Annotated in this window: 25 protein-coding genes and 8 pseudogenes; 14 read left to right on the top strand and 19 right to left on the bottom strand. The window is 72.3% G+C overall.

Features of this window, described 5'->3' with window-relative positions:
* Positions 1-19 precede the first annotated feature (19 nt).
* The 9 genes and pseudogenes from WKH84_RS11395 to WKH84_RS11355 form a co-directional block, all read right to left on the bottom strand.
* Positions 20-631, bottom strand: a complete 612-nt coding sequence (locus WKH84_RS11395) for a hypothetical protein (protein ID WP_341856700.1) — start codon at positions 629-631, stop codon at positions 20-22.
* On the bottom strand, positions 628-1,008 hold the full coding sequence (locus WKH84_RS11390) for a hypothetical protein (protein WP_341856699.1): 381 nt from the start codon (positions 1,006-1,008) through the stop codon (positions 628-630). Before WKH84_RS11390 ends, WKH84_RS11395 begins: the two co-directional genes overlap by 4 nt.
* Positions 981-1,148, bottom strand: coding sequence for a hypothetical protein (locus tag WKH84_RS11385; protein WP_341857090.1), 168 nt, complete (start codon positions 1,146-1,148; stop codon positions 981-983). The genes WKH84_RS11390 and WKH84_RS11385 overlap by 28 nt, the downstream gene beginning before the upstream one ends.
* Positions 1,148-1,696 (bottom strand): AAA family ATPase, encoded by a 549-nt coding sequence (locus tag WKH84_RS11380; protein WP_341856698.1) that lies wholly within the window; start codon positions 1,694-1,696, stop codon positions 1,148-1,150. Before WKH84_RS11380 ends, WKH84_RS11385 begins: the two co-directional genes overlap by 1 nt.
* A gap of 79 nt (positions 1,697-1,775) precedes the next feature.
* Positions 1,776-2,183 (bottom strand): annotated as a pseudogene (locus WKH84_RS11375) (ATP-binding cassette domain-containing protein); the annotation flags it as partial.
* A 93-nt stretch (positions 2,184-2,276) separates the two neighbouring features.
* Positions 2,277-3,644 carry a sugar ABC transporter substrate-binding protein gene (locus WKH84_RS11370; protein WP_341856697.1) on the bottom strand — a complete coding sequence of 456 codons (1,368 nt, stop codon included), beginning with the start codon at positions 3,642-3,644 and terminating at the stop codon, positions 2,277-2,279.
* A gap of 160 nt (positions 3,645-3,804) precedes the next feature.
* Positions 3,805-4,032: a hypothetical protein gene (locus WKH84_RS11365; protein ID WP_341856696.1), complete on the bottom strand. Its 228-nt coding sequence runs from the start codon at positions 4,030-4,032 to the stop codon at positions 3,805-3,807.
* Between the two features lie 34 nt (positions 4,033-4,066).
* Positions 4,067-4,558, bottom strand: coding sequence for a hypothetical protein (locus WKH84_RS11360; RefSeq protein WP_341856695.1), 492 nt, complete (start codon positions 4,556-4,558; stop codon positions 4,067-4,069).
* Between the two features lie 136 nt (positions 4,559-4,694).
* A complete protein-coding gene (locus tag WKH84_RS11355; protein ID WP_341856694.1) occupies positions 4,695-5,576 on the bottom strand; it encodes a sugar ABC transporter permease in 882 nt (293 codons plus the stop codon).
* 131 nt (positions 5,577-5,707) lie between these two features.
* On the opposite strand from WKH84_RS11355, the pseudogene WKH84_RS11350 reads away from it, so the two are divergent.
* Positions 5,708-8,037, top strand: a pseudogene (locus tag WKH84_RS11350) (NAD(+) synthase).
* Between the two features lie 180 nt (positions 8,038-8,217).
* On the opposite strand, the pseudogene WKH84_RS11345 reads toward WKH84_RS11350, so the two are convergent.
* From WKH84_RS11345 to WKH84_RS11320, 6 genes and pseudogenes are all read right to left on the bottom strand, one after another.
* Positions 8,218-9,101: pseudogene (locus WKH84_RS11345) on the bottom strand (carbohydrate ABC transporter permease).
* On the bottom strand, positions 9,098-9,802 hold the full coding sequence (locus WKH84_RS11340; RefSeq protein WP_341856693.1) for a sugar ABC transporter permease: 705 nt from the start codon (positions 9,800-9,802) through the stop codon (positions 9,098-9,100). Before WKH84_RS11340 ends, WKH84_RS11345 begins: the two are co-directional and overlap by 4 nt.
* A 26-nt stretch (positions 9,803-9,828) precedes the next feature.
* Complete coding sequence (locus WKH84_RS11335; RefSeq protein ID WP_341856692.1) at positions 9,829-10,122, bottom strand: hypothetical protein; 294 nt, start codon at positions 10,120-10,122, stop codon at positions 9,829-9,831.
* 3 nt (positions 10,123-10,125) lie between these two features.
* The gene (locus WKH84_RS11330) at positions 10,126-10,272 is read right to left on the bottom strand and encodes a hypothetical protein (protein ID WP_341856691.1); all 147 of its coding nucleotides are present in this window, start codon (positions 10,270-10,272) and stop codon (positions 10,126-10,128) included.
* Entirely contained in the window at positions 10,269-10,781 is a 513-nt protein-coding gene (locus tag WKH84_RS11325; RefSeq protein ID WP_341856690.1) for an extracellular solute-binding protein, read from the bottom strand. The genes WKH84_RS11330 and WKH84_RS11325 overlap by 4 nt, the downstream gene beginning before the upstream one ends.
* A complete protein-coding gene (locus WKH84_RS11320; RefSeq protein ID WP_341856689.1) occupies positions 10,694-11,584 on the bottom strand; it encodes an extracellular solute-binding protein in 891 nt (296 codons plus the stop codon). The genes WKH84_RS11325 and WKH84_RS11320 overlap by 88 nt, the downstream gene beginning before the upstream one ends.
* Before the next feature lie 168 nt (positions 11,585-11,752).
* Here WKH84_RS11320 and WKH84_RS11315 point away from each other — a divergent pair, with 168 nt between their 5' ends.
* Both WKH84_RS11315 and WKH84_RS11310 read left to right on the top strand, forming a co-directional pair.
* The gene (locus tag WKH84_RS11315; RefSeq protein ID WP_341856688.1) at positions 11,753-12,706 is read left to right on the top strand and encodes a sugar-binding domain-containing protein; all 954 of its coding nucleotides are present in this window, start codon (positions 11,753-11,755) and stop codon (positions 12,704-12,706) included.
* A gap of 267 nt (positions 12,707-12,973) precedes the next feature.
* Positions 12,974-14,566 carry a mannitol dehydrogenase family protein gene (locus WKH84_RS11310; protein WP_341856687.1) on the top strand — a complete coding sequence of 531 codons (1,593 nt, stop codon included), beginning with the start codon at positions 12,974-12,976 and terminating at the stop codon, positions 14,564-14,566.
* 257 nt (positions 14,567-14,823) lie between these two features.
* Here the strand turns inward: WKH84_RS11310 and WKH84_RS11305 are convergent, their stop codons facing one another.
* Positions 14,824-15,690: a hypothetical protein gene (locus WKH84_RS11305; RefSeq protein WP_341856686.1), complete on the bottom strand. Its 867-nt coding sequence runs from the start codon at positions 15,688-15,690 to the stop codon at positions 14,824-14,826.
* Between the two features lie 800 nt (positions 15,691-16,490).
* Here WKH84_RS11305 and WKH84_RS11300 point away from each other — a divergent pair.
* The 5 genes and pseudogenes from WKH84_RS11300 to WKH84_RS11280 all read left to right on the top strand — a co-directional run bounded on the left by WKH84_RS11300 (position 16,491) and on the right by WKH84_RS11280 (position 20,521).
* Positions 16,491-17,857: pseudogene (locus WKH84_RS11300) on the top strand (aspartate kinase).
* Positions 17,854-18,971 (top strand): annotated as a pseudogene (locus WKH84_RS11295) (aspartate-semialdehyde dehydrogenase). The pseudogenes WKH84_RS11300 and WKH84_RS11295 overlap by 4 nt, the downstream one beginning before the upstream one ends.
* Before the next feature lie 464 nt (positions 18,972-19,435).
* Positions 19,436-19,894 carry a TetR/AcrR family transcriptional regulator gene (locus tag WKH84_RS11290; RefSeq protein ID WP_341856685.1) on the top strand — a complete coding sequence of 153 codons (459 nt, stop codon included), beginning with the start codon at positions 19,436-19,438 and terminating at the stop codon, positions 19,892-19,894.
* A 55-nt stretch (positions 19,895-19,949) separates the two neighbouring features.
* The gene (locus WKH84_RS11285; RefSeq protein WP_341856684.1) at positions 19,950-20,225 is read left to right on the top strand and encodes a PRC-barrel domain-containing protein; all 276 of its coding nucleotides are present in this window, start codon (positions 19,950-19,952) and stop codon (positions 20,223-20,225) included.
* A 41-nt stretch (positions 20,226-20,266) separates the two neighbouring features.
* Positions 20,267-20,521, top strand: a complete 255-nt coding sequence (locus WKH84_RS11280; RefSeq protein WP_341856683.1) for a hypothetical protein — start codon at positions 20,267-20,269, stop codon at positions 20,519-20,521.
* On the opposite strand, the gene WKH84_RS11275 is transcribed toward WKH84_RS11280, so the two are convergent.
* The 3 genes and pseudogenes from WKH84_RS11275 to WKH84_RS11265 form a co-directional block, all read right to left on the bottom strand.
* Positions 20,518-20,685: a hypothetical protein gene (locus WKH84_RS11275; protein WP_341856682.1), complete on the bottom strand. Its 168-nt coding sequence runs from the start codon at positions 20,683-20,685 to the stop codon at positions 20,518-20,520. The genes WKH84_RS11280 and WKH84_RS11275 overlap by 4 nt on opposite strands.
* Before the next feature lie 262 nt (positions 20,686-20,947).
* The gene (locus WKH84_RS11270) at positions 20,948-22,126 is read right to left on the bottom strand and encodes a KUP/HAK/KT family potassium transporter (RefSeq protein WP_341856681.1); all 1,179 of its coding nucleotides are present in this window, start codon (positions 22,124-22,126) and stop codon (positions 20,948-20,950) included.
* Positions 22,114-22,451, bottom strand: a pseudogene (locus WKH84_RS11265) (KUP/HAK/KT family potassium transporter). Before WKH84_RS11265 ends, WKH84_RS11270 begins: the two are co-directional and overlap by 13 nt.
* 322 nt (positions 22,452-22,773) lie before the next feature.
* Between WKH84_RS11265 and WKH84_RS11260 the strand changes: the two are divergent.
* The 6 genes and pseudogenes from WKH84_RS11260 to WKH84_RS11235 form a co-directional block, all read left to right on the top strand.
* Positions 22,774-23,319, top strand: a pseudogene (locus WKH84_RS11260) (MFS transporter); the annotation flags it as partial.
* Positions 23,320-23,431: 112 nt separating this feature from the next.
* A complete protein-coding gene (locus tag WKH84_RS11255; RefSeq protein ID WP_341856680.1) occupies positions 23,432-24,916 on the top strand; it encodes an MFS transporter in 1,485 nt (494 codons plus the stop codon).
* A gap of 32 nt (positions 24,917-24,948) precedes the next feature.
* The gene (locus WKH84_RS11250) at positions 24,949-25,587 is read left to right on the top strand and encodes a MarR family transcriptional regulator (protein WP_341856679.1); all 639 of its coding nucleotides are present in this window, start codon (positions 24,949-24,951) and stop codon (positions 25,585-25,587) included.
* Positions 25,520-25,786, top strand: a pseudogene (locus WKH84_RS11245) (ROK family protein); the annotation flags it as partial. The gene WKH84_RS11250 and the pseudogene WKH84_RS11245, both read left to right, overlap by 68 nt.
* Positions 25,787-25,824: 38 nt before the next feature.
* Positions 25,825-26,049 carry a hypothetical protein gene (locus tag WKH84_RS11240; RefSeq protein ID WP_341857089.1) on the top strand — a complete coding sequence of 75 codons (225 nt, stop codon included), beginning with the start codon at positions 25,825-25,827 and terminating at the stop codon, positions 26,047-26,049.
* The gene (locus WKH84_RS11235; protein WP_341857088.1) at positions 26,043-26,282 is read left to right on the top strand and encodes a hypothetical protein; all 240 of its coding nucleotides are present in this window, start codon (positions 26,043-26,045) and stop codon (positions 26,280-26,282) included. Before WKH84_RS11240 ends, WKH84_RS11235 begins: the two co-directional genes overlap by 7 nt.
* Positions 26,283-26,346: the final 64 nt, after the last annotated feature.

The following is a 26,346-nucleotide window of genomic DNA, read 5'->3' as shown; positions in this document are numbered from 1 at the left end:
CACGACCGGCCTCGTCGCCTCAGGCGATCCGGGTGCCTGCGCCGAGCCGTCGGATCGGCACGGCGAGCCGCCGCACCGCGACCAGCAGCGACAGCGCCCCGACGAGCGACCACAGCCCGAGACCCATCGGCCACACCGGACGGTTCGGCGGCGTGCCGAGATCGGTGGGGTAGCCGGGGTCGTCCGGCGAGCAGTACACGGAGTGGACGGGGTGGGTGGTGGTCGCGGCGGAGCGCATCCCGGTCTTCAGCGTCGTCAGAAGATCCGTGTCCGGGTCCTCGAGCGGGTCGTAGTCCGCGGGGAGGGTCGGCGCGGCCTCGGCCAGGAGCACCACCGGGTTCCCCCACAGCAGCGGCAGGGAGAGGTCCAGCCGGGGCACCGTCTCCTCGACCTGCTCCGCCGCGCACCGGCCCTTCTCCATCGAGTACTCGTCGTCGTAGACGGTGTAGTAGTTCGTGACCTCCCGCTCCTCGTTCAGCACCACGGCGGTGGAGCCCCACGCGATCGGCGGCACCACCGTCACCCCGAACACGATCACGTAGGCGAGCACCACCGAGCCGAGCCGCCGCGAGGTGAGCGCCGAGAGCCCGAGCCCCACCGCGGTCACGCACAGGGTGAGCGAGACGATCACCCCGAGCGACCCGCGGCATGTACAGGATCCCGATGCCGCCAAGCGGCCGCGATCGGCACCAGCGAGGGCAGGGCGAGGACCAGGAAGGCGAGGCCGGTGAGGAAGCCTGCGAGCGGCTTCCCGAGCACGATCTCGGTGGGGCTGAGCAGGCTGGCCTGCGGCGTCGCGAGGGTCCCGGCGGTGCGGTCGCCGTTGATGGATCCGGCCGACAGCGCCGGCACCACCAGCGAGATCGCGAAGAGCACCAGGATCATCTGCAGGCTGAACACCATCGCCGCGATCGGGCCGACGTCCTCCCACTGCGCGGAGTACAGCGTCGGGCCGAGGCCGAGCGCGCCGATGCCCATCATCACCAGCGTCCACACTGCCAGTGCCACGTACCAGCGCTTGGAGCGCAGGCGCTGGCGCGCTCGAGCGAGGTGACCAGCCGCAGGCCGCGCCAGCGCGCCGCATAGCTGCCCCGGCCGCGGGGGCGGTCGGTCCCGGGACCGGCCTCGAGGGTCTGGGGAGTGCTCATCACAGGGCTCCTTCTCGCTGGGCGGCGTCGGAGGCGAGATAGGCGGCCTCGAGCCTGCCCGTCGTCGGGCCGAAGCCGATGATCCGGGCGCCCGCGGCGGTGAGATCCGCGAGCAGGCGGGCGGCGGTCGCGTCGTCGGGCGCCTCCACCACCGCCTCCGCATGACCGGAGGTGGTGCGGTCGCCGGGCGACACCTCGCCGTGGCGCACGTGCAGGTGATCGAGCGCCTCGACGAGCGCCTGATGGTGCAGCGAGGAGATCCGCCACGGCCGCGGCCGAGCGGCGAGGTCGCGGAGGCTCGAGGCGTCCACGGCGCGGCCGCCGTCCAGGAAGACGACGTGGTCGGCCATCTCCTCGAGCTCGCCGAGGATGTGGCTGGAGACCAGCACGGTCGCTCCATCGCCCGCCCGTGAGCGGACCACCTGCAGCAGGCGGCGTCGCGAGGCGGGGTCCAGGCCGGAGGCGGGTTCGTCGAGGACCAGCACCCGCGGGTCGTGCACGAGCGCACGAGCCAGGCCCAGGCGCCGCTTCTGCCCACGGGAGAGCACGTGCGCGGGCGCGCTGCGCGAGCGGCACGAGGTCCAGCGGCTCCAGCGGCTCGTCCACCCTCCCGCGCAGCCGCGCGGTGGGCAGGAAGTAGGCGCGGCCCATCACCTCGAGCACCTCGGCGACCCGCAGCGAGTCCCACGCCCCGAACTGGTCCGGCATCCAGCCGACCTGCGCGCGCACCGCGGCGGAGTCCTCCGCGGGGTCGACGCCGCCGACCAGCACCCGGCCCGAATCGGGGGCCAGCAGCGAGGCGAGCATGAGCATCAGCGTCGACTTGCCGCGCCCGTTCGGGCCGACCAGCGCCGTCACCGCCCCGCGCGGCGCGGTGAAGCTCAGGTCCGCCACCGCCTGCACGCCGCCGAAGGCGCGGCTGACGTGCTCGGCGACGATCCCTGGCCCCTCCGGGCCGGGAGCCCTCTGCGGGGAGGCATGGTCGACCGGCGGGAGGGGCGGAGGCGGGCCGTCCGGGGGTGTGCTCTGTGTCATGGGGCTAGATTCCCACGCCCTGACCTGGAGCGACAGCCCTTCCTGGGCACGTTCGGAGCACGAACTGTGAGGGAGCGGTGGAGAGCCCGCGGCTCACTCCGCCATAGCGGCGTTGCCCTCCTCCTGCGCCTGCGGGATCCCGTCGGCGGCGGAGAGCCGTCCGATGAAGACCTCCTGGAAGATCGGCATCGCAGCGGTCAGCCCGGCGTTCGCGCGGGCGCCGGTGTCGGCCTCGGCGGGGTTCTTCGCCGCCTCGACGAACACGCTGACGTCCACGCCCTTGCCCTTCCAGAACTCGATGTACGCGTCCTGCGCGTCGACGTGGCCGGGGAAGGAGACGCCCTGCTCCGCGAGCGGGAGCTGACCGTCCTTCGAGCCGAGCCAGGTCAGCGGCTCGGCGATGCCGGCCTGCTGCTCGTCGTCGGCCTTCGCGTTGCCGACGGCGACCACGCCGTGGACCAGCGACTTCGCCCCGTCGGGGCCCGCGACCGGGGCGGCGAGCGCCCACTCGAAGGAGTCGGCGACGCCGTCGGAGACCGGCGACAGGTTGTAGGGTCCGGACTGGAACAGGGCTAGCTTGCCCTGGGTGAACAGGTCGCGGGTGAAGTCGCCGTTCTCGTTGGTGTCCGCGGCGCTGGGCGCGATGTTCTCGACGTTGATCAGGTCGGCCATGTACTGGAACGCCTCGATGCCCTCGGGGGAGGCGAAGGTGTACTCGTCCTCGTCCTGCCACTGCGCGCCGTTCGAGGCGAGCATCGGGCCGATGATCGCCTGCCGGTCGGCCTGTGAGTTGAAGCCGAACTGCGCACGGGAGTCCACGTCGAAGCCGTCCTCGCCCGGGTGGCGGCCCTCGCCGTCCACCGTGAGCTTCCGGCCCGCGTCGCGCAGGGAGTCCGTGTCGGCGGTCGGGTCGAAGGCGAGGGCCGACGGATCCACGCCCGCCTCCTCGACCAGCGCCTTGTTGTAGAACACGGCGATCGAGTCCCAGATCTGGGGCACTCCCCAGAGCCCGCCGTCGCGCGAGTACAGGTCCACCACGGCCTTCTCCCACTGCGAGGCGCCGTCGGGGACGACCTCGTTGATGTCCAGCAGGTCGCCGGAGTCCTTGTACAGCACGTAGTTCGCGGAGTTCATCCAGTACACGTCGGCCGCATCGCCGCTGGCGACGTCCAGCGGCAGGCGCGTCCAGTAGTCCGCCCACGGCACCACGTCGATCTTCACGTTCCAGCCGGACTGCTCGGTGAACGCGGCGAAGGACTCCTCGTAGGCGGCCACCGCGTTCTCGTCCCACAGGCGGAAGGTCAGCGTGCCCTTGTCACCGCCGCTGCTGCCGCCGGCATCGCTGCCGCCGCCTTCGCCGCCGGAGCCGCTGTCACCGCCGCCCGACGGGGAGCAGGCCGCCGCGGTGCCGAGCAGGCCGGCGGCGGCGAAGGAGGAGAGGAGGGTACGACGCTTCAGCATGGGAGGTCCTTCCGGGACGTGGTGTTCTGCCCATTATCGTCCGCGGCCCCCGTCGTGGGGCGCTGTATGACCTTCCGAGACGGGGCGGGGTGCGGCCCTCAGCGCAGCGTCGCGTCGCCGACCGAGCGGGTGATCTGCTTCTGGAAGACGATCATGAGGATCACCAGCGGCGCATCGCCAGCGTCGTCCCTGCCATCACCAGGGTCCAGTTGTTGTTGTACTGCGACTGCGGCGCGGAGGTCGCCACGGTGATCACCCGCCATTCGGGCCCGGAGGTGATCACCATCGGCCACATGAAGCTGTTCCAGTGCGTGACCACCGTGATCAGCACGAGGGTGACGATGATCGGCCGGTTCAGCGGCACCACCAGGTGCCACAGCAGGCGCAAGCTGTCCCGGCGCCGTCGATCCGCATCGCGTCCATCAGCTCGGAGGGGATGCCGCGGAAGTTCTCCCGCAAGAGGAAGATCGCGTAGGGGGAGCCGAGCACGAACGGCGCACGAGCGCCCAGAAGGTGTTGCGCGACCCCATCTCCGAGAGCATCAGGTACAGCGGCACCACGACCACCACCTGCGGCACCATCAGCGTCGCGATGTACACCCAGAACAGCAGGTCACGGCCGGGGAAGCGGAGCTGGGCGAAGGCATAGGCGGCGAGCACCGAGAACACCATCTGCCCCACCAGGATCACCGCGACCATCTGCACGGTCACCGCCACGGGTGTGACAAAGCCGTCGGCCGAGGTGAACAGGCTGATGAAGTTGTCCAGCACCGGCGGGGCGGGCACCGACAGCGGCCCCTCCTGCGCGAACTGCGTGGTGGAGGTCAGCGCGGTCATCACCGAGAACAGGAACGGCCCGAGCGTGAGCGCGGCCGCGACGACCAGCACGAGATAGGTCGCGCCGACGCCGAGCACGCGGCGCGCGAGCAGCGAGCCGGTCAGCGGCCGACGGCCCCCGGAGGGGCGGGCGGTGCGCCTGTGATCGCGGCCGACGGAGCCGTCGTCGGCGCAGGCGCGGAGCGCCCGTCGGCCGGACTCGGATCGTGAGCAGTCATCTCGTCCCTCCTCTCAGCTCATGTCGTAGGTGATGCGCTGGGAGAACCAGCGCCGCTGGATCACCGTGATCACCACCAGCAGGACGAACAGGATCACCGCGACGGCGCTCGCGCGGCCCAGGCGGCTGGCCTCGAAGGCCTCGTGGTAGATCAGGGAGGCGATCACCTCGGTGCGGTGCCGCGGCCCGCCGCCGGTGAGGGCGAAGACCATGTCGAACACCTGGAAGGAGGCGACCACCTGGGTGACGGCGAGGAAGAACGTCGTCGGGCGCAGCGAGCGGGATCGTCATGAACCACAGCTGCTGCCCGGCGTTCGCGCCGTCGATCCGGGCGGCCTCGTAGATCGAGCCGGGGATCCGCGACAGCCCCGCCTGGAAGAACAGCGAGATGTAGCCGACGTTCTGCCAGATCGCGACGAAGGCGACCGCCGGCAGGGCCAGGGTCGGGTCGGTCAGCCACTCGATCCGCACCCCGAGGATCTGGTTCAGCGCGCCGACCGACGGCTGGAGGATCCACTTCCACACCACGCCGAGCGCGAGCGGCGCGCACACCCACGGGATCACCACGATCACCCGCACGATCGCCGAGCCCGGCGGCGCCCGCACCAGCCGCGTGGCGAGCACGAGCCCGATCGCGAGGGAGACCGGCACCGAGATCAGCGTGAACACGCCCGTGACCAGCAGGGAGTTCGCGAGCGCGCCGTCGGACAGCAGGGAGGCGTAGTTGTCCAGGCCCAGGAAGGTGCGCGTGCCCAGCAGGTCCCAGCGGAACAGGGACACCACGAAGGCGAGCACCACCGGCAGGATCAGGAAGCAGGTGACGCCGATCAGGCTCGGGGCGATCAGGAGCCAGCCGAGAAGGGGTCTGCGGGAGCTCATCGTCGATGCCTCCCGCCTGCGCCGTGCCGATGTTCCACCGGGTCAAACTATCGCAGCGCCGCCCAGGTCGTGGCGCTGTCCGTCCCGGCCAGGGGCCGACGGGGAGGGGCGCGGCGCACTACGCTCGGGCCATGACCTCTGCGACGGACACCGCCGGTCACGCGGCCGCGGCCACGGACCCCCATGCCTCGATCTACGACCACGGCTTCGTGCGCGTCGCCGCGGTGACCCTGCCGGTCGCGCTCGCCGACCCGGCCGCGAACGCCGAGCACCACCTCGAGGTCTTCGCGCGACCTGCACGACCAGCAGGTCGGGATCGCGGTCTTCCCCGAGCTGTCCCTGACCGGCTACTCCCTCGACGATCTCGTCCTGCAGGAGCCGCTGCTGGACGCGGCCGAGCAGGCAGTGCTCACCGTGCTCGAGGCGAGCGAGGAGCTGATGCCGATCATCGTGCTCGGCGCCCCGCGCGCGCGAAGGACCGCTCGCGAATCTTCAACTGCGGGGTCGTGATCCATCGCGGGCGGGTACTCGGCGTCACGCCGAAGCAGAACCTGCCCACCTACCGCGAGTTCTACGAGCGGCGCTGGTTCGCGCCGGGCGACGACGCGGCAGGCGAGTCGGTGCGCCTGGGCGGGGAGGAGCACGCCCTGTCCCCGCACTCGATCATCACCGTCGAGGACGTGCCGGGCCGCGCCTGTTCGTCGAGATCTGCGAGGACATGTGGGTGCCGGTCCCGCCGTCGGCCGAGGCCGCGCTCGCCGGCGCCACCGTGATCGCGAACCTGTCGGGCTCCCCGATCACGATCGGCCGCGCCGAGGACCGCAAGCTCATGGCCCGCTCCGCCTCCGCCCGCACCCAGTGCGCCTACATCTACGCGGCCGCGGGGGAGGGGGAGTCGACGACCGATCTCGCCTGGGACGGACAGACCTTCGTCTACGAGTGCGGTGACCTGCTGGGGGAGTCCGAGCGGTTCCCGACGGGGGTGCGCTCCACGATCGTCGACGTCGACCTGGACCGGCTGGTCGCCGAGCGGCGTCGGCAGAACACCTTCGACGACAACCGACGCACCCACGCCGCCTCGCTCGAGAAGTTCGACGGCTGGGAGGAGACGAGCCTGTTCGGCCCGTTCGAGAGCGACGAGATCGTCGCCGGCGACCCGGACTGGGCGATTGCCTGGGCCGACGGGCCAGGGTCGGCCGACGGCGTCGATCAGCACTCCGCGCCACCGCCCGCGGACTCCGCCACGGCGGAGGGCCGGGACGCACGGACGACGGGCTGGTTCGCGTACGCACCGCACTCCGGGAGCGCGTATGACCCCGAGGGCGTCCTGGCGGAGCGCCCGCGCCCCGCCACCGGTCCGCTGCGCCGCCACCACGACCGATTCCCCTTCGTGCCCGACGACCCGGCGCGCCTCGCGCAGGACTGCTACGAGGCGTACAACATCCAGGTCGCAGGGCTGGTGCGACGCCTGAAGCAGATCGGCGGGGACAAGCCCGGCGGCACCCGCCCCGTCATCGGCGTCTCCGGCGGTCTCGACTCCACCCACGCGCTCATCGTGTGCGCCCGCGCAATGGACGTGCTGGGCCGGGACCGCTCCGAGATCCTCGCCTATACGATGCCGGGCTTCGCCACCACCGAGCACACCCGCTCCAACGCCGAGTCGCTCTCGAGGGCGATCGGCGCGAGCTTCGAGACGATCGACATCCGCCCCGCCTCCACCCAGATGCTCAAGGACATGGGCCACCCCTTCGGCGAGGGCGAGCCGGTCTATGACGTGACCTTCGAGAACGTCCAGGCCGGGATGCGCTACGACTACCTCTTCCGCCTCGCGAACCACCACGGCGGGATCGTGGTGGGCACCGGCGACCTCTCCGAGCTGGCGCTGGGCTGGTGCACCTACGGGGTGGGCGACCACATGTCCCACTACGGCGTGAACGCGGGCGTGCCGAAGACCCTCATCCAGCACCTGATCCGCTGGGTCATCTCCGAGGGGATCTTCGACGCCGCGACCGCCGAGGTGCTTGCGCGCCGTGCTCGACACCGAGATCTCCCCGGAGCTGATCCCCACCGCGCCAGGGCAGAAGGCGCAGTCCACCGAGGACTCGATCGGCCCCTACGCGCCGCACGACTTCACGCTCTACCACCTGCTGCGCCGCGGCTACGGCCCCGGCAAGATCGCCTATCTCGCCCATCAGGCCTGGGGCGATGCGGAGGCGGGGAGTGGCCGGCCGGCTACGCCGAGGACGACCGCCGCGCCTACTCCCGCGAGGAGATCAAGCACTGGCTAACCGTGTTCACCAGGCGCTTCTTCTCCAACCAGTTCAAGCGCTCCGCCCTGCCCAACGCCCCGAAGGTGCTGGCCGGCGGCTCGCTCTCCCCGCGCGGAGACTGGCGGATGCCCTCGGACGCCGCGTCGACCGCCTGGCTCGCCGAGATCGAGCGCGACGTCCCCGGCGACTGAGCGGCGGCCAGGCCGCGGGCGCCGGCACTCATCGAGACGTGGCTTTCTGTCTCTATCGGGCCTGATAGGAGCAGAAAGCCAGGTCTCGCAGCGGTCCGCCCGGCGGTGAGGGGCGGGGCCCGGCCGACGGTGAGAGGTGAGCGGTCCGGCCGACGGTCCCGACCGGCCTCCCCGGCCCTCCTACTTCACCGCACCCATCGACAGGCCGCGCACCAGCCGCTTCTGCGCGATCCAGCCGGCGAGCACCACCGGCGCGAGGCGAGCACCGAGGCGGCGGAGAGCCGGGCCAGGAACAGTCCCTCCGAGGTCATGGTCGACATCAGGAAGATCGGCACGGTCGCCGCGTTCGCCGCGGTGAGGTTCAGGGCGAAGAAGAACTCGTTCCACGCGAAGATCACGCAGATCAGCGCCGTCGCGGCGATGCCAGGGGCGACCATCGGCGCAGCACCGTGCGCATCGTCCGCAGCAGCGAGGCACCGTCGATCGAGGCCGCCTCGAGCACCTCGCCGGGCACCTCGAGGAAGAACGAGCGCATCATCCACACCGCGATCGGCAGGTTCATCGCCGTGTACAGCACGATCAGCGTGAGGATGTTGTCGAGCATCCGGATCTGCCCGGCGATCACGTAGATCGGCATGATCACCGCGACCACCGGCGAGCATCTTCGTGGAGATGAAGAAGAACAGCACGTCCTGCGTGCGCTTCACGGGCCGGATGCTCACCGCGTACGCGGCCGGCACCGCGAGGACCAGCACCAGCGGCGTCGAGATGCCGGTGGCGAGCACCGAGTTCAGCACGTACGAGCCGACCTGGGCGGAGCTGATGATCGAGGTGTACTGCTCGAGCGTCGGGGTGAAGAAGAAGGTGGGCGGGTTCGAGGCGGCCTGCGACTCCTGCTTGAAGCTGGTCAGCACCATCCACGCCACCGGGGCGAAGAACAGCAGGCCGACCACCCAGGCGAGGACGGAGAGCAGGTGCCCGCCGATCCGGCCCTTCCCGCGACGGGCGCGGGGAGCGCGCACGGCGGCAGGAGCGGCCGTCGGGGGGACTGTGGCTGTGCTCATGACTCCCTCTCCTCCCGCTCGTTCCTCGCAGTTCGTCGATGGAGGGTGGCGGTCATGACTGCTCCTTGGAGTTGATGCTCGTGAAGATCAGGCGCGGCGCGAAGGTCGCGATGATGATCGTGGCGATGACCGTGACCACGCCCATCGCGGCGGACTGCCCGATGTCGAAGCCGAGGAAGGCGCGCTGGTAGATGTAGAACGGCAGGTTCGCGGACGCCGTGCCGGGCCCTCCCGCGGTCATGAGGTAGATCTGGTCGAAGGTGTTGACCACGTAGATCGCGCCCAGCAAGCACCGACAGCTCGAGGTAGAACCGCAGGTGGGGGAGGGTGATGTGGACGAAGGTGGTCCACGTCCCGGCCCCGTCCATCTGCGCGGCCTCGAGCACGTCGCCGGTCTGGGACTGCAGGCCGGCCAGGAGAAGCGACATCATGAACGGCGTCCACTGCCACACCAGCGCGATGATGATCGAGAGCATCGGGAACTGGCTGGTCCAGTCCACCGGGGAGATGCCGACGGTGCCGATCAGCCAGTTCACGAGTCCGTAGGTGGGGTCGAACATCGAGATCGACCACAGCATCGCGCCGGCCACCGGCATGATCAGGAACGGCGTGATCAGCAGGGTGCGGATGAATCCGCGGCCCACGAACTCCCGGTCCAGCAGCGCGCGAGCCCGAGTCCCAGCAAGCAGCGAGACGAGCACACAGCCCAGCGTGATCAGGATCGAGTTCAGCGCCGCGGTGCGGAAGGTCGAGTCGACGGCGAGGTCGAGGTAGTTCCGCGCGCCCCACGAACGTCTCGCCCTCGGGGCGCAAAGAGGTTCCGTGAGCGCAGCGAGTACCAGATCGTGAGCAGGAACGGGATCTGCGTGCAGATCACCACGAACACGAAGGCGGGCATCAGCGGGAGCCGACGGCGCCAGCCCTCGGCGCGGGAGGCCCCGTCCTCGCGGCGTCGGGCGCGGGGGCCGTCGGCCGACGGGGCGCGCCCTCCGGGCGCGGGTGCGGTGTCCAGTGCGGTCATGGCTCAGCCCGCCCAGCCGTAGGTGCGGGCGACGGACTCGGCGAACCCCTGCGCCTGGTCGAGGGCCTCGTCGACGCTCTTCTGCCCGGCGATCGCGGCGGAGAACTGCTGGCCGACGCGGGTGCCGAGGTCCTGGAACTCGGGGATCACGACGTTCTGCGCCCGTCGTAGGGGACGTCCACGGTCATCGAGTTCTCCTGGGTCGAGTTCTCCATCGAGTCGAGGGTCGGCTCGGCGTAGGTCGTCGAGAGCTCCGCGTACTCGGGGATCTCGTAGGTGGACAGGCGCGACCCGGGTGGCGCGCCCTCCCAGCCGATCTCCTGGCCCACCAGCTGGAAGTAGTCAGGGTGGGTCATCCAGGCGATGAACTCCCAGGCCGCGTCCTTCTTGCGGCTGGTCTCGGGGATCGCGAGCGCCCAGGAGTAGATCCAGCCGGCGTACTCGGTGTCCTTCGTCGGCCCGAGCGCGTAGCCGGTCTTCCCGACGACGGTCGAGGAGTCGGGGTTCTCGACGCCGGAGACCATCGAGGAGGCGTCGAACCACATGGCGGCGTTGCCCTGGCTGAACTGGGTCAGGCACTCGCCGAAGCCGGAGGTCGCGGCGCCGGGCTGGCCGTAGGAGCGCAGGGTGTCGACGTAGAGCGCGACGGCGTCGTGCACCTCGGGGAGTCCAGTCGCGGCGCCCAGTCCATGTCGAACCAGCGACCGCCGAAGGTGTTGATCACGGTGCTCATCGGGGCGAGGTTCTCGCCCCAGCCCGCGAGTCCGCGCGCCGCGATCCCGCTCATGCCCGCCTCGGGGTCGTGCAGGGTCTGGGCGAAGGAGCGGATGTCGTCCCACCCGGGACGTTCGGGCATGGTCAGGCCCGCCTCGTCGAAGAGGTCCTGGCGGTAGACGAGGAAGGCGCTCTCGCCGTAGAAGGGGACGGAGTACATCGCGCCGTCGACGGTGAGCGCGTCCTTGATCGTGGGGACGAAGTCCTCCGGCGCGTAGCCCTCGGTGCGGGCGATGTACGGCTCGAGGTCGGTGAGCCAGCCGTTCGGGGCCCACAGCGGGGTCTCGTAGTTCGAGATCATCACGACGTCGAACTCGCCGCCGCCGGAGGCGACCGAGGCGGTGATCTTCGCGCGCGCCTCGTTCTCCGGCAGGGACACGAAGCGCACGTCGATGTCGGGATGCTGGGCGGTGAAGCGGTCGATGAGGCTGATCGCGTCCTGCATCTGAGGGTTCGAGACGATCGCGACGACGATCGACTCCTTCCCGCCGGCGGAGGAGCCGGCGCCGCATCCGGCGAGGCCGGCGGCACCGAGGCCCGCGGCGAGCCCGGCGCCGAGGACCGTGCGCCGTCGGGGACGGGAGGGCCGTGGCGGGGGTGAGGGGTGGGGACGGGGACCCATGCGCTGTTCTCCTGTGAACATCGCGGAGACGGGCCGCTCGGGCGCGTCGTCGCGGAGGGCGGGCACGGTCGGCGCCTCGGGGGCGTGCCCGGGAGGGCACGGCCGACGGGACGACCGTTCGCTCAGATGAGCGGGGAGACTTCTCAACTGAGGGTGAGCGTAGTCATATACGCTCAGCCGAGCAACCATCTGCCCTCACCTGAGAGGTCGATGCAGGTCGCGGAGGGAGAATCGATGGGGAGCGAGCAGGCCGGCGCCGGGGCCGCGGACGCGATCGCGCTCAAGGTCGCCCTCGCGAGCGAGCACCACCTCGAGGGCGTGCCGAAGATCGAGCTCGCCCGGCGCCACGGACTCTCCCGCTTCCAGGTCGCGCGCCTGCTCGACGAGGCGCGCGCCGAGGGCATCGTCCGCATCGAGGTCGTCGACCCGACCGCCGCCGGCCGCGACCTCTCCCCGCTCGCCGAGCGCCTGGGCATCTCCTCCGTCACCGTCGCGGTCGCTCGTCCCGGCGAGGCGCCCCGCGCCGCGATCGCCCGCCAGGTCGCCGGGCTGATGCGCCGCCACCTGCGCGAGGGCGGGCGGCTCGGCGTGGCCTGGTCGCGCACCCTCATGCACCTGCCCGCCGCGCTCGACGCGGCGCCCGCGGCCGACATCGTCCAGCTCGTCGGCCCCGTGAGCACCGCCGGGCACTCGACCGCGCAGTCCTCCGCGCTGGTCCACGAGCTCGGCGCCCGCTCCGGCGGCCAGGTCTGGGCCCTGCCCACCCCGCTCATCGTCGACTCCCCGCAGGTCGCGGCCTCGCTGCGCTCCATGGAGGAGGTGCGCACGGCGCTCGATGCGGCCGACGGGCTCGACGTCGCGACCGTGTCCGTCGGCGCCTGGGCCGACGGCACCTCGACCCTCTGGAGCCGGTCGCGCCCCGCCGAGCAGCAGCGCGCCTTCGACGCCGGCGTCGTCGCCGAGATCTGCGGGATCCTGCTCGGTGGGAGCGGTGCCGTGTGGCACTCCGCCGTCGAGGACCGCGTGATCGGGGTGCGGCCCGACCAGCTCCGCCGCGCCCGCGTCATCGCCGCGATCCCCGCTGTCGGCCATCCCGAGGCGGTGCTCGCCGCGGCCCGCTCCGGCCTCGTCGACGACATCGTCCTCGCCCCCGAGCTCGCCGAGCAGGTCGAGGCGCTCCTGGGCTGAGCGAGACCGGCTCCCGGTGCAGGTCGGCTCGGCACGGGTCGCTCGCCGCCGCTGGTCTGGGGGTCGTCAGCCTCGGTGCCGCCTGGTCGAGCGCCGCTCGCCTCGGCGCAGGTCGTCCGGCGCCGCGGGCCGGTGGTGCCGCCCCGTGCGGGCCGCCCGGCACTGCGGACGCCCCGCCCGGAACAGGTGAGCGCCACCCTCTGCTCATCTGACGACGGAGTGTGTATCGTCGGGCGCACCCCCGATTCCTCGTCGAAGGATGAGCCGATGACCGCTCCGACCGCCCTGACCTCCGCCGCCCTCCCCGAGATCGCCGCGCGTGGCGAGGTCGCCACTCCGCAGCGCCCGCTGGACGAGCGACGCGTCGGCATCGTCCACTTCGGCGTCGGCGGCTTCCACCGCGCCCACCAGGCGATGTACCTCGACCGCCTCATGAACGCCGGACGCGACCTCGACTGGGCGCTCTGCGGCGTCGGCCTGCTGCCGGACGACGCCCGGATGCGCGACGCGCTCGACGCCCAGGACTCCCTGTACACCCTGGTCACGAAGGCGCCCGACGGGACGCGCGACCCCCGCGTGATCGGCTCGATCGCCCGCTACCTCTTCGCGCCCGACGACCCCGAGGCTGTGCTCGCCCAGATGACCGACCCAGCCGTGCGGATCGTCTCGCTCACCGTCACCGAGGGCGGGTACAACTACAACCCCTCCACCGGCGAGTTCCAGTACGAGACCGAGGCGGTCGCCGCGGACCTCGCCACACGGTTCGATCCTGCCGACGCCCAGGCCGCGGCCCTCGCGGGCTCGAACGACGGCGGCGCGAACTCCGCGCAGCAGGTGGGTCAGCCCCGCACGATGTTCGGGTACGTGGTCGAGGCGCCGCGCCGCCGACGCGAGGCCGGCACCGCCCCTTTCACGGTCATGTCCTGCGACAACGTGCGCGGCAACGGGGACCTCGCCAAGCGCATGATCCTCGCCTATGCCCGCCGCCGCGACGAGAACGGCCTGCACGGCGATGCCCCGATCGCGGACTGGATCGCCTCCGAGGTCGCGTTCCCCAACTGCATGGTCGACCGCATCACCCCCGTCACCGCGGAGTCGGACATCGAGATGATCGCCGAGGACTACGGCATCGAGGACGCCTGGCCGGTGGTCAGCGAGGACTTCGTGCAGTGGGTGCTCGAGGACGAGTTCCCCGCCGGCCGTCCCGCCTGGGAGGAGGTCGGCGTGCAGATGGTCGAGGACGTCGAGCCGTACGAGCTGATGAAGCCGCGCCTGCTGAACTGCTCCCACCAGGCCATCGCCTACTTCGGCCTGCTGCTCGGGCAGACCTTTGCCGACGAGGCCGCCGTCGATCCGCACCTCGCCCCCTTCACCCGCACCCTGTACATGGACCGTGAGGGCACCCCGACCGTGCCCGAGGTGCCGGGCATTGACCTCGACGCCTACAAGGACGAGCTCATGGCGCGCTTCGCGAACACGAGCGTGAAGGACACCCTCGCCCGCCTCGCCGCCGAGTCCTCCGACCGCATCCCCACCTGGCTCGTGCCCGTGATCCGGGAGAACCTCGAGGCCGGCCGCGACGTCTCCGCCTCCGCCGCGATCGTCGCCTCCTGGGCTCGATACGCCGAGGGCACGGGGGAGAACGGCGAGGAGTGGCCCGTCGTGGACCGCCTCCACGACCGCGTCATGGCCGCCGCCGCGAAGCACGACGAGGACCCGCTCGCCTTCCTCCGCGACGAGGAGCTGTTCGGCGACCTCGTCGAGCACGAGGCGTTCACGACGCCCTACCTCCACGCCCTCCAGGTGCTCCGCACCGACGGCGCCCGCGCCCTGCTCACCGAGCTCACCGCCGGCCTCTGACGGGCGGCCCAACAGGTCCCGGTTCCGCCCGGTGGGGCGAGACGTGGCTTTGTGTCGTTATTGCGAGTCATTCGAGCACAAAGCCACGTCTCGCCCCCTGCGCCGCGGAGGATTCGGCACATCGTCATCGCGGGCCTGGCCCGGGGCCGCCGCGCACGGCCAGCTCGGAGCCTCGCATCGACTGGCCGACTCGGGGTGCTCGCGGCGCACGGCCGGTCGGACGCGAGTTCATCCTGTGCGGCCGACTCGAGGTGCGCTCATCCCGTGTGGCCGCGCCTGCGAAGCTCGGACGTCACTCGCTCGATGGCCCGAGCCGCGCCATGGTCCATGTCGCCCACGGAGACCACGAGCTCGGTCCATCCCGCGAGCCGTCGTCGCTCCCCGCGCAGGATGTCCTTCTCCTCTCGCGTCCGGTCGCGGTGGTGCCTCCCGTCGTACTCGAGGCAGACCTTCCACTGCGGCCACGACATGTCCGGCTCCCCGAGCCATCGCCCGTCCTGACGGATCGTCGTGTTCAGAACCGGCTCGGGCAGGCCGGACCGAAGGAGCGCGAGGCGGAGGAACGTCTCCGGAGGGGAGTCGGCGCCGACGCGGACGTCCGCCATCGCGGACCGCGACCGGCGTGACCCGCGGCCTCGGAACCGAACGACGACGTCGGAGAGCTCGTCGATCGGAACATGAGGCAGGTCGCGGCCCTCGAGGGAGGGACGAGGAATGCGCACGAGATGATCGCCGATCGCCACCAGGTCGTCCTGGGGAAGCACCTCGGCGAGCTCGAGGAAGGTGCGCAGGCGCGTGGTGGTGCCGATACCGCGCAGGCGGGTCCTCTCGCGAGACGAGATGTCGCTGGATCGCCAAGTCACCTGCTTCGTGTTGAGCCGATGGAATCCGGTGAGGGACATGGTGATCGTCGAGTCCGGGTCGTCGGCATCCCAGGAGCTGAGGCCGAGCGGAAGGGGAAGGTTCCACAGCCTGGCCGCGCTGAGCCCGCAGGCGACCGCGTCCGGGTCGGCGCGCTGCAGCGCACGGATCACGTCGGCCTCGCGGACCGTGCTCGCCCCCTCTTCGTGCGGGGTCCCATCGCTCTCGGGCGAGCTCGCGGCCCCGGTGGACCGTTCCGTCATGACATAGAGCCCTCGGTCGATCCGTGAGACGTCGGCGGCGCGCAGTCTGCCTCCCGAGACTCCAGCGGCTCGCGCTTCAGCGGCGGTGAACACGGGCCCGCTGATCGAGGCGGGGAGCGGGAGTAAGCGGCGCGGCATGCAGGGAGCCTCCCCGGACGGGCCGTCCCGTCGCGCAGTCCTCCACATCGCCTCGTCCGACGGAACGGATCGGCAGGTCATGGCTCCGGACCGCTCCTCCACAGCACCTCGGCCAAAGGTCGCAGCAGGCTCGGTGAGCTGGCGGCGCGCTCCCGGTGTGGATGCCGCCGCCGCGGCCGCCATCACCCTCCGGGCAGCCGCCGCCGCGGTCCCGGCGTGCCCACACAACGCGAGACGTGGCTGAGTGACGGTATGGGCCCACATAAGAGCACAAAGCCACGTCTCGGTGAGCCTTCCGGTGCTGATGTCGAGGAGCGAGGATCGGTGACCGGGCCGCGGGGCCCAGCCGCGGCGCGCCCGGGGTGGTGTTGCGCCGGTCACGTGCGCGAACCGTCCTGACCTGGCCCGCTGTCTCGAATGACGAGGTCACTGGGGCTTCGGGGAGCCGTCTTCGTAGACTGGCCTGCGTGTCGCGACGGCGTCACCGGATCGTCCGGGACGAGCGGTGTCCGGCGGGAGGCGTTCGTCTGCGCCGCTCCCGCGAGGCCGGCTCGGACCGCACGGCACGGGGCGTCCGATCGGCTCGAGCGGACCCGCGACGGCGGAAGTCCGCGCACCCAAGCACGATCCGCACCGTCCTCGACAGTCAAAGGAAACCGCTCATGAGCCTGGTCGTCCAGAAATTCGGAGGATCCTCCGTCGCTGACGCCGACTCGATCAAGCGCGTCGCGCGCCGCATCTCGATGTACTCCAGGGCCGGCCACAAGGTGGTGGTGGTGGTCTCCGCGATGGGGGACACCACCGACGACCTGATCGACCTCGCCGAGCAGGTGAGCCCGAACCCGCCGCCGCGCGAGATGGACATGCTGGTCACGGCCGGCGAGCGGATCTCGATGGCGGTGCTGTCGATGGCGCTGAACGACACCGGCGTCCACGCCCGGGCCTACACCGGCTCGCAGGCCGGGCTGATCACCGACGAGGTGCACGGAAAGGCGCACATCCTGCGCGTCACCCCGGGTCGGATCGAGGAGGCGCTGGAGGAGGGCGCGGTCGCGATCGTCGCCGGATTCCAGGGCGTCTCGCAGGCCACGAAGGACATCACCACCCTCGGTCGCGGCGGCTCGGACACGACCGCCGTGGCGCTCGCCGCGGCGCTCGAGGCGGACGTCTGCGAGATCTACTCCGACGTCGACGGCGTCTTCACCGCCGATCCCCGGATCGCGCCCGCCGCGCGCCGCGTCCCCGTCATCTCCAGCGAGGAGATGCTGGAGATGGCCGCGAACGGCTCGAAGATCCTCATGGCGCGCGCGTCGAGTACGCGCGCCGCTACGGGGTGCCGCCGCACGTGCGCTCCTCGTACTCGGGCCGGCTCGGCACGATCGTCACCGACGAGCCCGACCGCGAGATCCCGATCGACCCTGACGTCACCCTCCGCCCCGCGGACGCCGCCCGTCGCGACGCCGCCGACCCGACCAAGGAGCTCCCCATGGACGACATCGCAGCACCGGGCCTCGAGGCGCCGATCATCTCGGGCGTCGCCCACGACCGCAGCGAAGGCAAGATCACCGTCGTCGAGGTCCCGGACGCGCCGGGCAAGGCGGCGCCGCTGTTCGACGTGGTCGCCGGGACCGGCGCGAACATCGACATGATCGTGCAGAACTCCTCGACGGTCGACGACACCGTCGCGATCTCCCTGACCCTCCCGGAGTCCGACGCCCCCGCCGCGCTCGAGGCGATCGAGAAGGCGCGCGAGGCGATCGGCTTCACCGAGGTCCGCTACGACGACCAGATCGGGAAGGTCTCCATCGTCGGCGCCGGGATGCGCGCGCACCCGGGCGTCTCGGCGACCCTGTTCCGCTCGCTCGGCGAGGCGGGCATCAACATCGACATGATCTCCACCTCGGAGATCCGCATCTCCGTCGTCACCGAGCAGTCGCGGCTCGACGACGCGGTGCGCGTGATCCACACGGCGTTCGGCCTCGACGCCGAGCAGACCGAGGCCGTGGTCTACGGAGGGACCGGACGATGAACACCACCAGCACCCCCAGCTCCGCCACCGCGCCCGACTTCTCGGGCACCCCCGGCTACGCGGCCGACGGGCCCGTCCTCGGCGTCGTCGGCGCGACCGGCCAGGTCGGGCGTGTGATGCTCGCCCTGCTCGCCGACCGCTCGGTCGCACACGCCGCGATCCGCGTGTTCGCCTCCGCCCGCGGCGCCGGCGCACCGTCTCCTACGCGGGCCTCGACCTCGTGGTCGAGGACGCGGAGACCGCCGACATCACCTCCGAGGGGCGGCGGCTGGACGTCGCGATCTTCTCCGCCGGCGGCTCGACCTCGAAGGCGCTCGCGCCCCGCTTCGCCGAGGCGGGCGCCGTGGTCGTCGACAACTCCTCGGCCTGGCGCCGTGACGAGGAGGTGCCGCTGGTGGTCTCCGAGGTGAACCCGGAGCAGATCACCGCCCCGAAGCGCGGCATCATCGCGAACCCCAACTGCACCACCATGGCCGCGATGCCGACCCTGAAGGCCCTCCACGACGAGGCGGGTCTGGCCCGGCTGAAGGTCGCCACCTACCAGGCGGTCTCCGGCTCCGGCGTGGCGGGTGTCGCGGAGCTCGCCGCGCAGGTCAGGAAGGGTGTCGACCATGTCGAGGAGCTCGCGCTGGACGGCTCCTCGGTGGACCTCGGCGAGCCGGGCGTATACCAGGCGCCGATCGCGTACAACGTGGTCGCGCTCGCGGGGAACCTGATGGACGACGGCACCGGCGAGACCGACGAGGAGCAGAAGCTCCGCAACGAGTCCCGCCGCATCCTGGGCCTGCCGGACCTGCCCGTGGCCGGCACCTGCGTGCGCGTGCCGGTGATGAGCGGCCACGCCCTCGCGATCCACGCCGAGTTCGATCAGCCGATCACCCCGGAGCGCGCCCGCGAGCTGCTCGAGGCGGCGCCGGGCGTGACCGTCGTGGACCTGCCCACCCCGCTGATGGCGGCCGGCAAGGACGGCACATTCGTCGGCCGCATCCGACAGGACGCCTCGGTGCCGGACGGGAAGGGCCTGATCCTCTTCGCGGTGGCCGATAATCTCCGCAAGGGAGCGACTCTGAACGCGATCGAGATCGCGGAGCTGATCGTCTCCCGCCGACGGTGAAGGAGGAACGCCGATGACAGGTGTCGTGACCAACGGGTCGCAGGGGGCCGGGACGGGACCGGTGCCGCCGTCGGCGGTCTTCTCCGATCGAGCCGGCGAGGAGGCGCCGTGCCGCGCGGGCGGCGGGGCGCTCGAGGAGCCGCTGGGCCGGGTGCCGCGCAACCTCGACACCGTCACCGAGTCCCAGGGCGGGCTCGGCGCGGGCCTCGAGGGCGCGCGCGGCGCCTCGAGCGACGGGGCCGCACGGGCGGCCGACGGGGCCGTCACGACCATCGGCTCCGGTACGGCCATCGGCTCCAGCACGGTCGACGGGGCTGGCGCGGTCGAGGGCTCGACCGCCGCCGAGCCCTCGCGGCGGGAGATGATCCTGGACGCCGCCTCGGCCCTGTTCGCCGAGCGCGGCTACGACGGTGCGAGCCTGCGCGACATCTCGCGTCGCGTCGGGATCTCGCATCCCGGCATGCTTGCACCACTTCTCGTCGAAGGAGGTCTTGCTCGGCGCGGTGATCGACCGGCTCGAGGCGCATGCGCAGGGTCTGCTGGACTCGGCCGACTCGATCGCCTCCTCGCCGGAGACGCTGATCGCGTCGCTCGGCGGTCCGTGGGATCCGCGCAAGCACTCGATGGCGCCGCTGGCGACGCTGTCGGCGGAGATCGTGGACCCGGGCCATCCCGGCCGCTTCCGCGTCGCCCGGCTCCGACTGGTCCACGAGCACGTCCTGGAGCGCGTGTTCGACGGCCTCGACGAGCGGGGGCATCTGGTCGCCGGCACCTCGTCGAAGTTCCTCGCCCGCTCCCTGTTCTCGCTGCTGCTGAGCCTGACGGTGCGCGAGCACACGGTCCGCGAGCCGCAGAAGACCTCCGACGCGGACCCGATCGCGGACGTGCAGGAGTTCGTGCGGCTCTGCTGCGTGACCGACTGAGCGCCCGGACCCCGTCGGTAGACTCCGTGGGCGTGACCCCCTGCGAGGAGACCCGATGAGCGCCGAGCGCACCCCGGAGGATCGCACCTCCGGCCTCACCGGCGGGCCGGAGACCGGGGATGCGCGGGACCAGCCCCTCACCCACCACCGGGCGCCGGGCCTGCAGGCCCTCGCCGGGCTCACCGTGCGCGGCAGCGACGACCGGTTCGTCGGCCGCGTGCGCGACGTCTACCAGTACGATGCGAGCGGTGAGCTCGCCGCGCTCACCGTGATGCCCCGCCAGCTGAGCTCGCGCACCGTGATGATCCCGGCCGCGGCGATCGGGGGCTGACCCCGCCCGGGGCGAGCCCCGCGCCGGACAAGGACGCGGTGGTGCGCCTGCGCGTGGACGCGGTGACGGCGCGGGCCGGGAGGCGCCCGCCCGCGACCGCGCACGTCGGCCCCGAGGAGCCGCGGGAGGCCGCCGAGGCGCTCGGGTTGGGGCCCGAGGACGCCGCAGGCCCGGGGACGGCCGACGGGTCTGTGCACCCGTCCGGCACCGCAGACGCGGCGGCCCCGGACGACGGCGCGGACCCGGACCGCGGGCACCACGTCGAGAGCTCCGCCCCCGAGGACGAGCCCCGCTAGAGCACCGTCTCGGCGCCCATCACCACGGTGCGCGACGGCGGCAGATGCGACACCTGGGTGCGGTTCGCGGAGCCCTTCTCGAGAAGGCGCACGAGCCGCTTCTGCCAGCGCGGCATGACGGGCTCCTGCCCGGCCTCGATGCGGAACACCGACAGCACGTACATCGCCTCGTCCGCGTCGACCGCGAGCGCGGGCAGATGCCGCCGGCAGTCGTCGGGGCAGTCCGCCTCGTGCGGGTGCCCGAGCGCCGCGACCGCGGTGCGCGCGCGGCGGGGACGTCCTGCGAGTCGTGGAAGCCGACCAGGTAGGTCACCTGCACGATCCCCGGCCCGATCTCGCGGGCGTGGACCCGGTCGTCGCGGTGGGCGTGCGGCACCCCGATGTGCTTCATCGTCACGATGACGACGTGCTCGTGGAGCACCCGGTTCATCTCCACCCCGGTGCGCGCGCGAGCGGCACGGTGGTCGGATCGCCGTGCGGGTAGACGACCAGGCCCGGCACCCGTCGCACCGCGCAGTCGGGACCGGCGACGAACTGCTCGAGCGGCCCCTCGAGCTCCCGTCGGCGGCCGAAGAGGATCCGCGCCCCGCGATGCCACACCAGCATGATCGTCGTGAGCGCCGCGGCGATGACCAGTGAGATCCAGCCTCCGGCGGGGATCTTGACGATGTTCGCGGCGAGCGACAGCGGCTCGAGCCCGCCGACGACCGCCGCGAGCGCCGCCACCTGCCACAGCGGTCGGCGCAGGATCCGTCGCGCGTACAGCAGGTACAGCGCGAGCACCAGCAGGATCGTCGCGGTGACGGCCAGGCCGTAGGCCGCCGCGAGCGCCTCGGAGCGGCGGAAGACGAGCACCAGGATGACCACCCCTGCGAAGAGCAAGAGGTTGATGGCGGGGAGGTAGACCTGGCCGCCGTGCTCGAGGGAGGTCTGGGTGACCTTGAGCCGCGGCGGCAGCGACAGCCGCGTCGCCTGGCGCGCCACCGAGAACGCCCCGGAGATCACGGCCTGGGAGGCGATCACCGTCGCAACGGCCGAGAGCGCCACCAGCGGGATCCGCGGCGCCTCGGGCACGAGGGTGAAGAAGGGGTTCGCGATCGCGGCGGGGTCGGCGAGGATCAGCGCGCCCTGGCCCAGGTAGTTGATCACCAGCGCCGGGAGCACCAGCGCGAGCCAGGCGACCGCGATCGGGCGGCGCCCGAAGTGGCCCATGTCGGCGTACAGCGCCTCCGCACCGGTGATCGCGAGGACCACCGCGCCGAGCGCGATGAACGCGACGAAGGGACGGTCCGCCATGAACGCGATCGCGTGGTGCGGGGACAGGGCGCGCAGGATCGAGGGGCCGGCCAGCAGGTGCGGCGACCCGATCGCGGCGAGGGTCAGGAACCACAGCGCCATCACCGGGCCGAAGAACCGCCCGATGCCGCCGGTGCCGCGGTGCCGCACGGCGAAGAGCGCGGTGAGCACGATCAGCGCGCCGGGCACGATCACGGCGTCGGGCACCGCGGCGGCCACCTCGATGCCCTCGAAGGCGGAGAGCACGGAGATCGCCGGGGTGATCACCGAGTCGCCGAAGAACAGCGCCGCCCCGATCACGCCGAGCACCAGCGCGACGGACGCCTCGCGCGGACCGACCCCGCCGGGCCCGTGCGCTTGCGCGGCACCAGCGCGGTCAGGGCGAGGATGCCGCCCTCGCCCTGGTTGTCGGCCCGCATGATCAGGCCGATGTAGGCGAAGGTCACGATGATCAGCAGGCACCACACGACCATCGAGATCACCCCGAGCACGTCGGCCTCGGTGGGGGCGACGGCGTGGTGGTGGAGGCTGAACACGGTCTGCGCGCGTACAGCGGGCTCGTGCCGATGTCGCCGAAGACCACGCCGAGCGCGCCGAGCGAGGCCGCGGCGAGCGGGGTCCGGGAGCGGGGCATACCGCGGTGGTCGAGATGGTGATGGCTGTGCGGGTGGTCGCGGGGCCCGGCGGGGGAGCGCGGCGCGGCCGATGGGGGAGGGGCCTGCGAGGCGGGCTCGTCGGCCGGAGGGGTTCGCTCGGGGTCTGGGGTGAGGGGCTCGTCGGAGCGGGGCGAGCTCGAGGTGTCCTCGTGCACGGAGCGAAATCATGCCACCGCTGCGGCCCGATGCACCCGGCGGGAGCGTGCGGGTTCTGCTCCGTGCGTCACATCCCGCGCCAGATGACTCACACGAGCCGAACGGCTCTGGCAACGAACCGATCGGTTCGTTAGTCTCCGGGGCATGACGACCTCACGGACCTCCGCCGTCCCCTCGCCCGCGACCGTGCCCCTGGCCGGTCGCCGCGAGTGGGCGGCGCTCATCGTGCTCGTGCTCGCGGTGACGCTCCTCGCCGTCGACGGCACGGTGCTCTTCCTCGCGATCCCCTCGCTGACCGCGGACCTCGCCCCCACGGCCACGCAGATCCTGTGGATCGGGGACATCTACTCCTTCGTCCTGGCCGGACTGCTGGTCACCATGGGCAACCTCGCCGACCGCATCGGCCGCAAGCGCCTGCTCCTGATCGGTGCCGTCGCCTTCGGTGCGGCGTCGCTGCTGGCGGCCTTCGCCCCGAGCGCCGGGATGCTGATCGCCGCCCGTGCGCCGCTGGGACTCGCGGGCGCCACGATCATGCCCTCGACCCTGTCGATCATCCGCAACCTGTTCCACGACCCCGCCCAGCGCACCCGCGCGATCGCGCTGTGGTCCGCGGGCGCCATGGCCGGCGGCGCCGTCGGCCCGCTGGTCGGCGGGGCGCTGCTCGAGATGTTCTGGTGGGGCTCGGTGTTCCTCATCAACGTCCCGGTGATCGTGGCGGTCGTCGGGCTCGGCGCCTGGCTCGCTGCCCGAGTCGCGCGACCCTGTCGCGGGGTGGATCGACCTGCTCTCCGCACTGCTGTCGGTGCTGGCCGTGGTGCCCGTCGTCTTCGCGATCAAGCAGGTGCTCGGCGGCGGCGCCGGAGCGCCCGCCCTGCTGGCCGCCCTGGTCGGCGCCGCCGCGGCCGTCGTCTTCGTGCGTCGCCAGCGACGCCTGGCCACCCCGCTGATCGACGTCGAGCTCTTCCGCATCCCCGCCTTCAGCGGTGCGATCGCCGCGAACGGCCTGTCGATCTTCGCCTTCCTCGGGATGCTCTACTTCTTCTCCCAATACCTCCAGCTGGTCCGCGGCTTCTCGCCCTTCGTGGCCGGGCTCGCGGAGATGCCCGCGACGCTGGCCTCCCTCGTCGTGGTGGTCGTCGTCGGCGTGGCGCTCGCCCGGCTCGGACGGGGCCGCGCGATCGCCCTCGGGCTCGCCGTCGGGGCGCTGGGGCTGGCCGGACTCGGCGTCGCCGAGGGACTGCCGGGCTATCTCGGGATCGGGATCGCCCTGGCCGTGATCGGGCTCGGCACGGGCCTGTCGATGACGCTGTCCACCGACGCCGTGGTCTCCGCGGTGCCGCCCGAGCGCGCCGGCGCCGCCTCCTCGATCTCGGAGACCGCCTACGAGCTGGGCGTCGCGCTCGGCATCGGGGTGCTCGGCTCGCTGCACACCGCGATCTACCGTGCGGACCTCACGATCCCCTCCGGCACACCCGCCGCGCAGGCCGAGGCGATGGAGGACTCCCTCGCCCACACATCGAGCATCATGGGGAGGGGGCGCCCCTGCTCGACCTCGCGCAGGACGCCTTCACGCACGCCACCCAGGCCACCGCCTATGTCGCCGCCGGGTCGCTGGCCCTCGCGGCCTTCCTCGCCTGGCGCCTCATCCCCTCCGAGACGACACCCAGGAGCTGATCGTGGAGAACGACGACCCCGGCACCGCCGACGAGCCCGTCACCGCCGACGAGCCCGCCGCGCGACCCGCGCCCCAGCGCGACAAGGAGCGCACCCGCGCCGCGATCCTCGACGCCGCCGCGAGCATGATCGTGGAGCACGGCGCGGGGTGAGCCTCGCGGACATCGCTCGGCGGGCCGGGGTGTCCAAGGGGGCGCTGACCCACCACTTCCCGCACCGACTCGAGCTCGAGAAGGCCCTCGTGCACCGCTCCAACGAGCAGTTCTGGGCCGATGTGCACGCCCTCGTCGACCTCTCCGAGAACCGTCCCGGCAAGCCGCTGCGCGCCTACGTGCGCGCCCTGACCGCACCGGACTCGCGGGCGGCCGAGATCTTCTCCCCGTCCTCCCTGCTGACCGTCCTCGGTGACCGCCCGGGGATGGAGGAGCTGGTCGACGAGGATGCGGCACGCTGGCGCGAGGCGCTCTCGGCCGACGGCTTCGACCCGGCGCAGGCCCTCGTGGTGCGCCTGGCCAGCGAGGGGCTCGCGATGAACATGGGCACACCCTACGCGACCGAGCAGGAGCGCGAGCTCGCCCACGCCCGCCTGCTGGAGCTGGCCGAACCGCGCTGATCGCGGAGGTCGGCCCGTCTACCATGGCCGCCATGACGTCACCGAGCCGACCCGCGCCTGGGGCGGCGGACGGGACGCCCGGCCCCGCCGCCTTGCCCGGCCTCGCCGCCTCGGCCGGTCGCGCCGCCCCGGTGGGACACGCCGCGATGCGCTCGGCGAACCTGAGCCTGCTGCTGCGCCACCTCCACTCCCACGGCGGCCGCTCCCGCGCCACCCTCGCCCAGGAGACCGGACTGTCCAAGGCCTCGGTCACCTCGCTGATCGGTGACCTCGCCGAGCGCGGACTGGTCCAGGAAGGGCAGGTCGAGCGACGCGGCACCGTGGGCCGACCCGGCACCGAGGTGCGCATCGACCCCGGCCACGTCGCCGGCATCGGCCTCGAGCTCAACGTCGACCATCTCGCGGTGACCCTCCAGGACCTCGGCGGCCAGGTGCGCTTCCGCTCCTCCGTGCCGACGCCCGTGGTGGACGGCCAGGACGGCCGCTCCCACCCGGTCGCCCCCGTCCTGGACCTCGTCGCGCAGCGAGCTGCGCGAGACGCTCGAGGCCGCCGCCGCGCAGGGCCTCTGGGTCGCCGGGGCCACCATCTCCCCGCCCGGTCCCGTGGACTACGCGGGCGCGACCGTCCGCTTCGCCTCGAACCTCGGCTGGACCGGCGTCCCCCTCGGTGAGGAGCTCGCGAGGCGCCTCGGCCCGGACATGCCGCCGCTCTCGATCGAGAACGACGCCAAGCTCTCCGCGCTCGCCGAGGCACCGCGCCTGGCCCGACAGGGGATCACCGACCTCGTCTATCTCATCGGCGACATCGGCGTGGGCGCTGGCATCATCGCCGACGGACGGCTGATCCGCGGCTGGTCCGGGTTCTCCGGCGAGGTGGGCCACATCGGCCTGGACCCCGCCGGGGCGCCGTGCCGGTGCGGGCGGCGCGGCGCTGGGAGACCCTCGTCGGCTTCGACACCGTGCTGGCCGTGCTGGACCCCGACGATCCCGCGCGGTCGGGCCACCTGCCCCTGCAGGAGCGGCTCCGCCGGCTCCGCGACCTGCTCGACGCCGGGGACGAGCGCCTCGTGCGCGCTTCCGGGCCCTGCCGGGCGATCTCGCGCGCGGGGCCGGGGTGCTCGTCGACGTGCTGAACCCGCAGGCCATCGTGCTGGGCGGCTTCTTCGGCGCCTTCGCCGACGTGCTCGTGCGACCGGTGCAGGAGGCGCTGGACGCGCGGCCGCTCACCCCGGACGGACGGGTGGAGGTGAGCGCCTCCGCGCTCGGCCTCGACGCGGCGGCGATCGGCGGCGCCGACATGGCCCTCGAGCGCGTGCTCGCGGACCCGCTCCTCGCCCCGATCCTGCCCGCCGGCGCCTCCCGCTGAACCCCCGTCGCGCGGGGTCCGGCGACAGGTTTTGCTGCCCTGACGACTCATCCGGGCTCCCACA

It is taken from the genome of Brachybacterium sp. GPGPB12, assembly GCF_038396325.1.
GTDB classification, from domain to species: domain Bacteria; phylum Actinomycetota; class Actinomycetes; order Actinomycetales; family Dermabacteraceae; genus Brachybacterium; species Brachybacterium conglomeratum.
Note: the sequence above shows the minus strand (reverse complement) of the source record. Positions and strands in the feature narration are given on the sequence as shown.

Bases quoted from the DNA above. Each gene is read 5' to 3' on its own strand.
- WKH84_RS11385 (WP_341857090.1), bottom strand. From the start codon at position 1,148: ATGAGCACTCCCCAGACCCTCGAGGCCGGTCCCGGGACCGACCGCCCC.
- WKH84_RS11370 (WP_341856697.1), bottom strand. From the start codon at position 3,644: ATGCTGAAGCGTCGTACCCTCCTCTCCTCCTTCGCCGCCGCCGGCCTG.
- WKH84_RS11355 (WP_341856694.1), bottom strand. From the start codon at position 5,576: ATGAGCTCCCGCAGACCCCTTCTCGGCTGGCTCCTGATCGCCCCGAGC.
- WKH84_RS11335 (WP_341856692.1), bottom strand. From the start codon at position 10,122: ATGACCGCACTGGACACCGCACCCGCGCCCGGAGGGCGCGCCCCGTCG.
- WKH84_RS11315 (WP_341856688.1), top strand. From the start codon at position 11,753: ATGGGGAGCGAGCAGGCCGGCGCCGGGGCCGCGGACGCGATCGCGCTC.
- WKH84_RS11310 (WP_341856687.1), top strand. From the start codon at position 12,974: ATGACCGCTCCGACCGCCCTGACCTCCGCCGCCCTCCCCGAGATCGCC.
- WKH84_RS11305 (WP_341856686.1), bottom strand. From the start codon at position 15,690: ATGACGGAACGGTCCACCGGGGCCGCGAGCTCGCCCGAGAGCGATGGG.
- WKH84_RS11285 (WP_341856684.1), top strand. From the start codon at position 19,950: ATGAGCGCCGAGCGCACCCCGGAGGATCGCACCTCCGGCCTCACCGGC.
- WKH84_RS11275 (WP_341856682.1), bottom strand. From the start codon at position 20,685: ATGTACGTGCTGTCGGTGTTCCGCATCGAGGCCGGGCAGGAGCCCGTC.
- WKH84_RS11250 (WP_341856679.1), top strand. From the start codon at position 24,949: ATGACGTCACCGAGCCGACCCGCGCCTGGGGCGGCGGACGGGACGCCC.